Annotated in this window: 3 protein-coding genes; all 3 read left to right on the forward strand. The window is 66.9% G+C overall.

The genetic code is table 11. The annotated features are described in order from the left end of the window. Positions 1 to 226: 226 nt before the first annotated feature. Positions 227 to 997: an ATP-binding cassette domain-containing protein gene (locus tag J5F18_RS17965; protein WP_346299898.1), complete on the forward strand. Its 771-nt coding sequence runs from the start codon at positions 227 to 229 to the stop codon at positions 995 to 997. 32 nt (positions 998 to 1,029) lie between these two features. Continuing rightward, a complete protein-coding gene (locus J5F18_RS17970; RefSeq protein WP_346299899.1) occupies positions 1,030 to 1,731 on the forward strand; it encodes an ABC transporter permease in 702 nt (233 codons plus the stop codon). A 1-nt stretch (position 1,732) separates the two neighbouring features. Beyond that, positions 1,733 to 2,195 (forward strand): ABC transporter permease subunit (locus tag J5F18_RS17975; protein WP_346299900.1); only part of this gene is annotated, 463 nt, incomplete at its 3' end.

Below are 2,195 nucleotides of genomic sequence, written 5' to 3' on the forward strand. Positions count from 1 at the left end.
ATTCGCCCGGCGGAGCCGGCCTCCCACTATGAAACCTGCCAAACATGTTCACGCCAAAGTGCGAAGAACCTAAAATCTTGCCCCTTTGCCGATCAGCACTGGTCCAGCGCCGCCGCCACCCTTGCCACCCCACCCCGGGGATGGCCGCCGCGTCGCTGGCATCGCCGTGAAAGGCGCCGCACACCCAGGCGCGACGCCGCGGCGACCCTGACCTGGAGCCCGTTCCATGGCCGACACACCGATTCCGCTGGAAGTGCGCAACATCAAGAAGCGCTTCGGCGACACCGAAGTCCTCAAGGGCCTCTCCCTGAGGGCCCACAAGGGGGATGTCATCACCCTGATCGGCGCCTCCGGCTCCGGCAAGAGCACCTTCCTGCGCTGCATGAACCTGCTCGAGCAGCCCGACGAGGGCGAGCTGATCGTCCACGGCGAGGAGATCCGCTTCAAGCAGACGCGCCACGGCCGCGAGCCCGCCGACTGGAAGCAGGTGGTGCGCATGCGCGCCCGGCTCTCCATGGTCTTCCAGAGCTTCAACCTCTGGGCCCACATGACGCTGCTGGAGAACATCATCGAGGCGCCGGTGCATGTGCTCGGCAAGCCCAAGAAGCAGGCCATCGAGCAGGCCCAGGCGCTGCTCGAGCGGGTCGGCCTCTCCCACCGCGCCAACGCCTACCCGGCGCAGATGTCCGGCGGCCAGCAGCAGCGCGGCGCCATCGCCCGGGCACTGGCCATGGACCCGGAGGTGATGCTGTTCGACGAGCCCACCTCGGCGCTGGACCCGGAGCTGGTGGGCGATGTCCTCAAGGTGATGCGCGAACTCGCCAACGAGGGGCGCACCATGATCGTGGTGACCCACGAGATGGGCTTCGCCCGGGACGTCTCCAGCCAGGTGATCTACCTGCACCAGGGGCTGGTCGAGGAGGCCGGCCCGCCGCAGCAGGTGCTGGGCAACCCGCAGTCGCCGCGCCTCAAGCAGTTCCTGGCCCCCAAGTACTGAGCGGGCCCCCAAGTACCGAGCGGGAGAGTACCATGCTGGATCTTCACGGTTATGGGCCGCGGCTGCTGGAAGGCGCCGGGGTCACCCTTCAGCTGGCGGTGCTGTCGCTGGCGCTGGCCATCCTGCTGGGCCTGCTCACCGCCAGCGCCAAGATGTCGCGACACTGGGCGCTGCGCCAGCTGGCCACCCTCTACACCACGGTGATCCGCGGCGTGCCCGACCTGGTGCTGATGATGCTGCTCTTCTTCGGCGGCCAGATGGCGCTCAACGTGGCCACCGACGCCCTCTACGACCGCTTCGGGGTGGACTGGTACATCAACCTCAACGCCTTCGCCGCCGGGGTGGTCACCATTGGCTTCATCTTCGGCGCCTACATGGGCGAAACCTTCCGCGGCGCCTTCATGGCCGTGGAACACGGCCAGATCGAGGCCGGCAAGGCCTACGGCATGTCGCCCTGGCTGGTATTCCGGCGTATCCGCTTCCCGCAGATGATGCGCCACGCCCTGCCGGGGCTCTCCAACAACTGGATGGTGCTGCTCAAGACCACCGCCCTGGTCTCGGTGATCGGGCTCTCCGACATGGTGCGGGTCGCCGCCGAGGCGTCGCGGGCCACCCACGAGCCCTTCACCTTCCTGATCCCGGTGGCGGCCGCCTACCTGCTGATCGCCAGCGTCTCCGAGTGGCTCTTCGCCAGGCTCCAGAAGCGCTACAACGTCGGCTACGGAGGCCACTGACATGCCGGATATCACTCTCTGGTTCCAGGACCTGCTGGCCGGCAACGTCATCTTCACCCCCCAGACCCTCGGCTACTACTGGGACGGCCTGGTGGTCACCGTCCAGCTGGTGTTCCTGTCGCTGGTGATCGGCCTGGTGCTGGCGATTCCCCTGGCCATCGGCAGAAGCTCCCGCCACCGCTGGATCAGCCTGCCGATCTACGCCTATACCTATGTGTTTCGCGGCACGCCGCTGCTGATCCAGCTCTATATCATCTACTACGGCGTGGTCTTCTTCGACGGCATCCAGGAGACCTTCCTGTGGCCGCTGCTGCGCGAGGCCTTCTATCCGGCCCTGATCGCCTTCACGCTCAACACCGCGGCCTACACCACCGAGATCTTCCGCGGCGCCATCAAGGCCACCCCGCGGGGCGAGATCGAGGAGATCAGCGAGGAGACCCTCTCCGGCACGAGCATCGGCGTGC

This window comes from Halomonas sp. BM-2019 (genome assembly GCF_017584085.1).